The sequence below is a fragment of the Pseudomonas sp. 18058 genome, assembly GCF_902706155.1.
In the GTDB taxonomy this organism is placed as follows: domain Bacteria; phylum Pseudomonadota; class Gammaproteobacteria; order Pseudomonadales; family Pseudomonadaceae; genus Aquipseudomonas; species Aquipseudomonas rustica.
Genome location: NZ_CACSJY010000105.1, coordinates 1 through 8042, shown reverse-complemented (window position 1 = coordinate 8042; position 8042 = coordinate 1). Strand labels below are relative to the sequence as shown.

Genomic DNA, 8042 nt, shown 5'->3' with positions numbered 1-8042 from the left:
GCGGTGTGTCATTCAGGTCGTCGGTGACTGACCCACCGCTTTCGCGAGCAAGCCCGCTCCCACACGGGGTCACCACAAGTCAGCTCCTCGCGCCGTTGGTCTGTTCGATAGCACCCGTCGTGCGCCACCGTTTCCAACGTGTACGACCCGGGCTTTCCGGGCCTCCTTGGTGAGGTGTGTCATGGCTAACGATCTGCTGTTTCAGGGTGGTGTACTTCCAACCGATCCAACCCAACCGGTGCCCGGTACCGATGAGCCGACACTCGAAGATCATGATTCACCGATGGGCATGCCACCAGGGCGCGATCCGCTGAGCGATGGCCACCGGCCTGACGACTGGAAGGATCCGGCTGCCGACGACGATGTGCCGCCAGCGGATGAGCCAACGCCGTTGTCGGATGATCGCCGTTAGTTGATGGGCTGTTGTCCCGGCCTCTTCGCGAGCAAGCCCGCTCCCACAGGAGAATGCATTCCAAATGTGGGAGCGGGCTTGCTCGCGAAGGCGGCATCAGCCCCAACATCCATCAACGATCAAACCCCGCAGTCCGCACCATCACCGACCGCTCAAGGTTCAACGCCAACACCCCAATCACCACCACCACCGACCCCACCAGCACCATCACCGTCGGCCGCTCACCCAACCCCACCGAAGCAATCGCCATGGCCGTCGGCGGGATCAAATACAACGTCATCGTCGCCCGGCTCAGATCCACATGCTTGAGCACGAACCCCCATGCCAGATACGCCAGCGCACTCGGAAAAACCCCCAATGCCAACACCGCCCATTGCACCCGCAGCGGCGCTTTCATCACGGCATCGCCCAGCCCTGGCAGATAAATCAGCAACAACAATGTCCCCGACCACACCGCATAGCACGCCAGACTAAAGCCGTCATAGCGCCGCGCATGATGCTTTTGCAAAGCGAAATACAGGCTCCACGACACCGCCGCCAACAAAATCAACAACCCATGCGCGTCGATATCGCCCAGGCCTTTGTCGCCACTGACCACAATCACCACGCCGACAAACCCGAGCAGCACGCAGCCCCAACGCCAAACACTGACCTGATCCTTGAACACAAAACGCGCCAGCAACGTGCTGAACAACGGACTCGACTGCGCCAACACACTCGAAGCGCCGGCACTGACGCTTTGCTGGCCAATGTTCAGGGCCACGTGATGTAGGCTCACGGCAAAAAATCCCAGCGCAAACAGCAACGGCACATCAGCCCGGCTCGGCAGGCGAATGCCTTTGAACGCGGCAATCACCGCCATAAACACCGACGCCAGCAGAAAACGCAGCAACGCCAGATGCCCGGGTTCATAGGCTTGCAGGCCGATGTGAATTCCCGTGGGCGAATACGCCCAGCAGCCGACGACAAACGCCATGGCCAGAATTATTTTGCAGGAAGAGGGCATGATCGAAGCACCGAAAGTTTTTGATGCGCCGAGTATCCGGGCGCTCAATCATTCGCTACAACTGACTTATACTGCGCTGAATGTTCACTCAGAGTGATGATTATGGAGCTGGCGCAGATTCGCATGTTCAAGACCGTGGCCGAACTCGGCAGCATTGCCCGAGCGGCGGAACAGCTGTTTTGCGTGCCCTCGAACATCACCGCGCGGATCAAGGCGCTGGAGGCGGAATTGGGTGTCGCGCTGTTTTTGCGTGAAGGGCGCGGGCTGCGGATCAGTGCGGCGGGCCAGACGTTTCTGGCCTATGCCGAGAAGATTCTGGCGCTGACGGTAGAAGCCAAACGCGCCGTCGACCCGGCAGCCGAGCCGTCCGGCGCATTGCGCATCGGCGCCATCGAATCCTCGGCCACCGGGCGCTTGCCACGCCTGCTGGCGAAGTTTCACAAGCGCTATCCGCGCGTGGCGCTGGAACTGACCACGGGGACTTGGGGGCAGTTACTTGACGACACTGTCAGTCATCGTCTGGATGGCGCGATCGTCGCGGTGGATGTCGAACGCTCGCAACTCAAGCGCACACCGATGTATCGCGAAGAGTTGCTGTTGATTGCTTCAACCTCGTTCGGGCCGGTGCGCGGGATCGAGGATTTGCAGGACAAAACCGTGTTCATGTGGCCGCAGGGTTGTCCGTATCGGGCGGCGCTGGAGCATTGGTTGTTGCGTCAGGGGCAGGCGCTGCCGATTGTCAGCCTGGCCAGTTACGGGGCGATTGTCGGTTGCGTGAGTGCCGGGGCGGGGGTGGCGTTGGTGCCTAAAGGCGTGTTTGAGCAGTATGCGAAAGGGGCTGGGTGTGTGGGCTATGAATTTGCCGAGCTGACGGCCGTCGACAATCTGTTTTACTGGCATGAGAACGCCGGAGTGCATCCGGCGCGAGAGGCGTTTGTGGCGATGTTGCGGGAGGAATTCACTTAGGCTTTTGATCTCCGTAGGAGCTGCCGAAGGCTGCGATCTTTTGACGTTGCCTGTAAAAAAGATCAAAAGATCGCAGCCTTCGGCAGCTCCTACAAGGGGGGCGTTTGCAGGGCTTTCAGGCCACCGCCAAATCCCGCATCAACAGCCCAAAGCGCAAATCCACCGCATCCGGAATCGGCAAATACACCGTGTGCCCATCCCCCGGCGCCACCTCGATCGCGCCGCCCTGAGCGTTGTGCAACTCATGCAGATCAAAGTGAAAGTTGCCCTTTGGCGTCATCAATTCCAGATGATCACCGACCGCAAAGCGGTTCTTCACCTTGACCTCAGCCAGCCGATCACGCCGCTCCCCGGTCAGTTCACCGACAAACTGCTGGCGCTCCGACACCGAGCTGCCGTGCAGATAATTCTGATACTCGTCATGCACATGCCGGCGCAGAAAACCTTCGGTGTAACCGCGCTGGGCCAGTGACTCCAGATCCGTCATCAAGCTGCGATCGAACTCGCGCCCGGCCACCGCATCATCAATCGCCCGTCGATACACCTGCGTGGTGCGCGCGCAATAGAAGTGCGATTTCGTCCGACCTTCGATTTTCAGCGAATGCACGCCCATGCGCGTCAACCGCTCGACATGCTGCACCGCGCGCAGATCTTGGCGTTCATGATGTACGTGCCGTGCTCATCCTCGAACGCCGGCATCAATTCATCCGGGCGATTGGCCTCCTGCAATAGAAATACCTGATCGGTAGGCGCGCCCATACCGAGGGTGGGCTCGGGCTCAAAGGTCTGCACGATCTCGCCGAGCTGATTTTCCGTGGCTTGCTGCGCCGAGTATTTCCAGCGGCAGGCGTTTGTGCAGGAACCCTGATTGGCGTCGCGCTTATTCATATAGCCCGACAACAGACAGCGCCCGGAATAAGCCATGCACAACGCGCCGTGGACGAAAACCTCCAGCTCCATGTCCGGCACCTGCTCGCGAATCTCGCCGATCTCTTCCAGCGACAATTCCCGCGACAGAATGATCCGGCTCAACCCCTGTTGCTGCCAGAACTCCACGCTCGCCCAGTTCACCGTGTTGGCCTGCACCGACAGGTGAATCGGCATCTGCGGGAAATGCCGACGCACCAGCATGATCAGCCCCGGGTCGGACATGATCAGCGCATCCGGCGCCATCTCGATCACCGGCGCCAGATCCTTGAGGAAGGTTTTCAGTTTGGCGTTGTGCGGCGCGATGTTGACCACCACATAGAAGCGTTTGCCCTGCGCTTGCGCTTCGCGAATGCCCAGCGCCAGATTGGCGTGATCGAACTCGTTGTTGCGCACGCGCAGGCTGTAACGCGGCTGGCCGGCATACACCGCATCGGCACCGTAGGCGAAGGCGTAACGCATGTTTTTCAGGGTGCCGGCGGGAGCCAGCAACTCGGGCGCGGCGAGGGACAGGGTAGGCGTCATGGCAAGGTCGGTCGCAAAAGCCCGGCAGGGTAGTGCAGACGTCGGTGCGGGTTATTGATCTGCGTCTACATTTGCGCGGCCGACGGCTCCGGCCAATCCCCAACTATGCTCAATAAATAAAGATGGCACTCGCGCGCGCGCCGGCTGACTAAGCATCGGGGCGTGCATGGCGCCTGACTGACATGGATCGGACATGAACGCAAAAAGTCTTCAATTCAAATCACTGACAGTGCTGCTGCTGTTGGTCACCGTGGCCTTTATCTGGATTCTGTTGCCGTTCTACGGCGCGGTGTTCTGGGCGGTGATTCTCGGGATTCTGTTTGCGCCGATGCAGCGCCGCATACAGGCAAAATTCGGCTGGCAGCGCAACTTCACGTCGCTGTGTACGCTGAGTATCTGTCTGGTGATCGCAATTTTGCCGGTGATCATTCTCAGCGTGTTGCTGGTGCAGGAAGGCGCGACGGTCTACAAAAACATCGAAAGTGGCGAGTTGGATATCGCGGCGTATCTGGCGCAGTTCAAGCACAGTCTGCCGCCGTACTTTCAACATTTGCTTGATCGCTTCGGCATGGGCGAGCTCAACGGTTTGCGCGAGAAAATCGTCAAAGCGGCGATGCAGGGCAGCCAGGTACTGGCCAGTCAGGCCTTCAGTTTTGGCCAGGGCACGTTCGAGTTCGTGGTGAGTTTTTTCATCATGCTGTACTTGCTGTTCTTTTTCCTGCGTGACGGTGCCGAACTGGTGCGCAAAGTGCGCATCGCCGTGCCGCTGGAGGAAAACCACAAACGTCGCTTGCAGCTGAAATTCAACCGCGTGGTGCGGGCGACGGTGAAGGGCAACCTGGTGGTGGCGATCACGCAGGGCGCGTTGGGCGGGGCGATTTTCTGGTTTCTCGATATCCCCAGCGCGTTGCTATGGGCGGTGTTGATGGCGTTTCTGTCGCTGTTGCCGGCGGTGGGCGCGGGGATTGTCTGGGCGCCAGTGGCGGTGTACTTCCTGCTCAGCGGGATGATCTGGCAAGGCGTAGTGCTGGGGTTGTTCGGGGTGTTTGTGATCGGTCTGGTGGATAACGTGTTGCGACCGATTCTGGTCGGCAAGGACACACGCATGCCCGATTACATGATTCTGATCTCGACCCTTGGCGGTCTGGCCGTGTTTGGCCTCAATGGTTTCGTGATTGGTCCGTTGATCGCTGCGCTGTTCATGTCGAGCTGGGCGCTGTTCATTGAGACCAAGCCGAAAGTTCAGCTGCCTTAAGCGTGGAACGGCGCGCTGGCGATTTTCTCTGCCTGCGCCTGAGCGGCTGGCAATGAAGCGAGCGGGCCGCTGATCGGTTCGCCGTTGCGCATCAGGTACCAGCAGGCAAGCAAACCCGACGCTCTGAGCGAGGCGGGAACGGCGCTGCCGATAACGGACATGATTTGAACCTGAGCCATGACAAGTACCTCCAGTGATCTATGGAGCTACCTTAGGGACTCGACGGTTTAACGGACAATCAACGTTTTCGATAGTGGTCATTGACGCCAATGAGGTTTGGCGTCAGTCCACCACTTGATCGAGCATGTGCATGACTTCGCGCTCGTTGAGCAGGCCCTTGTGCACCAGATTCTCTGCCAGTAACGAGAGAAACTTGGCGCAGCGGTGACCTTCCAGGTGCTTGAGTTCGGTGAGGGTGTTGTACACCTTGCCCGAGGTGCATAAACCGACAATGCGGTGCGGGTTCTGTGTTGGCATGGCTCGTCCTTGTTTTTATCAACCTGTTGTTTACGGACGGATTCAGCTTGCGGTTCCGTCATGACAAAAAGATGACCGTTGTGTGTTCAGCTTCAACGATTCCTGATTGATCATGACGACTTTAGCCTTTGAAACTGTCCTCACAGCGACCTTGACGAGATTTTTTCAGACCATGGCCGACAAACGGTCAAAAAAAAGCCCCGCTTGAATAGCGGGGCTCTGGTTTACCAGCGACCGTAATGCGGAGGATACGGACGACCGTAATAACCGCGTGGTGGCCCGTAATACACCGGGGCCGGCACGTAAACCGGTTGTTGCACATAAACCGGCGCCGGTTGGTAGTAGACCGGTGGCGGCGGTTGTTGCACATACACCGGAGGCGGTGCGGCATACACCGGCGCTTGCTGCACGTACACCGGACGGTTCTGGTTGATAAGCGCCGAGCCAATGATGGCCGAGCCAACGATTGCGCCAAACACCGCAGGGCCTTGCCAGTAATTGCCACCGTGGGCTTGCGCTTGCCCCGTAACAGCAAAAGCACCGATCAACAGGGCCACTATGGGGAGTTTACGAATCATGATAATTCCTCGGTTCTTCGACCCGCCGTCCAGGCCTGCAATAGGCTCATGAACGTCACGGGGATACTTCTAAGACAGCGAAATTCTGAAATTCAGCACAGCCGCCAGGTAAATTTTGTGTAAGGTCTGTACCGGTTTCTTTACCGGGCATTCGACCCTTGTGGCGAAGCCTGTGCAGACACGGCGATATGATCGAACAGACCCGATGGAATGGCTAATCCCGTCCATCCGAAAGTGCGTTTAGAAGGAGAAGTTTCATGCAGATGAACCCGAACAAAGACACCCAACTGTGCATGTCCCTGTCCGGGCGCCCCGGCAACTTCGGTCTGCGGTTTCACAACCACTTGTATGAGCAGTTAGGCCTGAATTTCTATTACAAGGCGTTCAGCAGCCAGGATCTGACCGGCGCTGTCGGCGGCATTCGTGCCTTGGGCATCCGTGGTTGCGGCGTGTCAATGCCGTTCAAGGAAGCCTGCATTGCGCTGGTCGATGAGCTGGATGCGTCGGCGGCGGCGATTCAGTCGATCAACACCATCGTCAACACCGCCGGGCATCTCAAGGCTTACAACACCGATTACATCGCCGTGGCGCAATTGCTGGAAACCCACGCCGTGCCGAAAGAATCGACATTCGTCCTGCGTGGCAGCGGCGGCATGGCCAAAGCGGTGGCCAGTGCCCTGCGCGATGGTGGATACAAAAACGGTCTGATCGTGGCCCGCAATGAACGCGCCGGACGTGCACTGGCGGACTCGCTCGGTTATCGCTGGCAGGCAGAATTGGGCGATGAACGGCCTCAGATGCTGATCAACGTGACGCCGGTGGGCATGGACGGCGGGCCGGAGGCGGGGCAACTGGCGTTTGATGCTGAGGTGATCAAAGCGGCGCAGACGGTGTTTGATGTGGTGGCGATTCCGTCGGAGACGCCGTTGATCGTGCATGGTCGCGCGGAGGGCAAGCGGGTGATTACCGGGTTGGAAGTGATCGCGATTCAGGCGCTGGAGCAGTTTGTACTGTACACCGGGGTGCGGCCGAATGAAGAGCAGTTTGCGGCGGCGGTGGCGTTTGCGCGTAGCTGACCGGGTTTGATAGTGGCTGGGCGGGCCTCTTCGCGAGCAAGCCCGCTCCCACAGTTGATTCTCGTCATGCCGGGATCCTGTGTTCACTGAAGATCCCCTGTGGGAGCGGGCTTGCTCGCGAATGCCGCGACGCGGTGTCAGCTCCTGTTTGCCTATACTCCCTCCTCAGCAAACACAGATAAAAACCATGACCGAGGCCCCCATGCATCCGCTCATCCTCAACCTGCATCAGGTCGAACTCGAACCCTTGCCCGAAGCCCTCGCCCCTGAAGGCGAAACCGCTAGCCGCTATCAGCAACGCATGGCGCGGGTCGGTCAGCAGCTTGGCTCACAGAAACTCGGCTATCGCCTCTACGCCTTGCCACCCGGCATGCGCGGCAGTCCGTTTCACAGCCATCGGGTCAACGAGGAAATGTTCTACGTGGTGGCCGGGGAGGGCGAGGTGCGCCTTGGTGCCGAGCGCTTTCCGATTCGCCAGGGTGATGTGATTGCCTGTCCACCGGGTGGGCCGGAGAAGGCGCATCAGATCATCAATACCAGTCAGGCTGAATTGCGTTATCTGGCGGTGAGCACCCAGCAGCAGCCGGAGATCTGTGAGTACCCTGATTCGAATAAATACGCGGTGATGGATAACTTCACGGTCGATGCCGAGGGCAATGCCTCAGGTTTCGTCGCCGTGGCGCGGCAGGCGGATGGCGTGGATTACTGGGACGGCGAATAGCCCACAGATCCTGAATTGGATGACTAATCCTCTGTGGGAGCGGGCTTGCTCGCGAATGCGGTGGATCAGTCAAATCACCTTTGAATGACACACCGCATT

9 protein-coding genes and 1 pseudogene are annotated in these 8042 nt (G+C 58.9%); 5 read left to right on the top strand and 5 right to left on the bottom strand.

Annotation, left to right across the window (positions count from 1 at the left end):
* Positions 1 to 181: 181 nt before the first annotated feature.
* Entirely contained in the window at positions 182 to 412 is a 231-nt protein-coding gene (locus GVL50_RS28150) for a hypothetical protein (RefSeq protein ID WP_159815809.1), read from the top strand.
* A gap of 112 nt (positions 413 to 524) precedes the next feature.
* On the opposite strand, the gene GVL50_RS28145 is transcribed toward GVL50_RS28150, so the two are convergent.
* Positions 525 to 1418, bottom strand: a complete 894-nt coding sequence (locus GVL50_RS28145; protein WP_159815808.1) for a DMT family transporter — start codon at positions 1416 to 1418, stop codon at positions 525 to 527.
* Positions 1419 to 1520: 102 nt separating this feature from the next.
* On the opposite strand from GVL50_RS28145, the gene GVL50_RS28140 reads away from it, so the two are divergent.
* Complete coding sequence (locus GVL50_RS28140) at positions 1521 to 2384, top strand: LysR family transcriptional regulator (RefSeq protein WP_159815811.1); 864 nt, start codon at positions 1521 to 1523, stop codon at positions 2382 to 2384.
* Between the two features lie 115 nt (positions 2385 to 2499).
* Here the strand turns inward: GVL50_RS28140 and yegQ are convergent.
* Positions 2500 to 3836 (bottom strand): annotated as a pseudogene (yegQ, locus tag GVL50_RS28135) (tRNA 5-hydroxyuridine modification protein YegQ).
* Between the two features lie 193 nt (positions 3837 to 4029).
* On the opposite strand from yegQ, the gene GVL50_RS28130 reads away from it, so the two are divergent.
* On the top strand, positions 4030 to 5091 hold the full coding sequence (locus tag GVL50_RS28130) for an AI-2E family transporter (protein ID WP_159815807.1): 1062 nt from the start codon (positions 4030 to 4032) through the stop codon (positions 5089 to 5091).
* Here the strand turns inward: GVL50_RS28130 and GVL50_RS28125 are convergent.
* From GVL50_RS28125 to GVL50_RS28115, 3 genes are all read right to left on the bottom strand, one after another.
* Positions 5088 to 5270 (bottom strand): hypothetical protein, encoded by a 183-nt coding sequence (locus GVL50_RS28125; protein ID WP_159815806.1) that lies wholly within the window; start codon positions 5268 to 5270, stop codon positions 5088 to 5090. The genes GVL50_RS28130 and GVL50_RS28125 overlap by 4 nt on opposite strands.
* A gap of 103 nt (positions 5271 to 5373) precedes the next feature.
* A complete protein-coding gene (locus GVL50_RS28120; RefSeq protein ID WP_053121828.1) occupies positions 5374 to 5568 on the bottom strand; it encodes a hypothetical protein in 195 nt (64 codons plus the stop codon).
* A gap of 224 nt (positions 5569 to 5792) precedes the next feature.
* On the bottom strand, positions 5793 to 6146 hold the full coding sequence (locus GVL50_RS28115) for a hypothetical protein (RefSeq protein ID WP_053121826.1): 354 nt from the start codon (positions 6144 to 6146) through the stop codon (positions 5793 to 5795).
* A gap of 257 nt (positions 6147 to 6403) precedes the next feature.
* Here GVL50_RS28115 and GVL50_RS28110 point away from each other — a divergent pair, with 257 nt between their 5' ends.
* Together GVL50_RS28110 and GVL50_RS28105 are read left to right on the top strand one after the other, a co-directional pair.
* Positions 6404 to 7222 (top strand): shikimate 5-dehydrogenase, encoded by an 819-nt coding sequence (locus GVL50_RS28110; protein ID WP_159815805.1) that lies wholly within the window; start codon positions 6404 to 6406, stop codon positions 7220 to 7222.
* Positions 7223 to 7424: 202 nt separating this feature from the next.
* A complete protein-coding gene (locus GVL50_RS28105) occupies positions 7425 to 7943 on the top strand; it encodes a cupin domain-containing protein (protein WP_159815810.1) in 519 nt (172 codons plus the stop codon).
* Positions 7944 to 8042: the final 99 nt, after the last annotated feature.

Coding starts and splice junctions, on each gene's coding strand:
- GVL50_RS28150 (WP_159815809.1), top strand. CDS start 182: ATGGCTAACGATCTGCTGTTTCAGGGTGGTGTACTTCCAACCGATCCA.
- GVL50_RS28115 (WP_053121826.1), bottom strand. CDS start 6,146: ATGATTCGTAAACTCCCCATAGTGGCCCTGTTGATCGGTGCTTTTGCT.
- GVL50_RS28110 (WP_159815805.1), top strand. CDS start 6,404: ATGCAGATGAACCCGAACAAAGACACCCAACTGTGCATGTCCCTGTCC.
- GVL50_RS28105 (WP_159815810.1), top strand. CDS start 7,425: ATGCATCCGCTCATCCTCAACCTGCATCAGGTCGAACTCGAACCCTTG.
- GVL50_RS28145 (WP_159815808.1), bottom strand. CDS start 1,418: ATGCCCTCTTCCTGCAAAATAATTCTGGCCATGGCGTTTGTCGTCGGC.
- GVL50_RS28125 (WP_159815806.1), bottom strand. CDS start 5,270: ATGGCTCAGGTTCAAATCATGTCCGTTATCGGCAGCGCCGTTCCCGCC.
- GVL50_RS28120 (WP_053121828.1), bottom strand. CDS start 5,568: ATGCCAACACAGAACCCGCACCGCATTGTCGGTTTATGCACCTCGGGC.
- GVL50_RS28130 (WP_159815807.1), top strand. CDS start 4,030: ATGAACGCAAAAAGTCTTCAATTCAAATCACTGACAGTGCTGCTGCTG.
- GVL50_RS28140 (WP_159815811.1), top strand. CDS start 1,521: ATGGAGCTGGCGCAGATTCGCATGTTCAAGACCGTGGCCGAACTCGGC.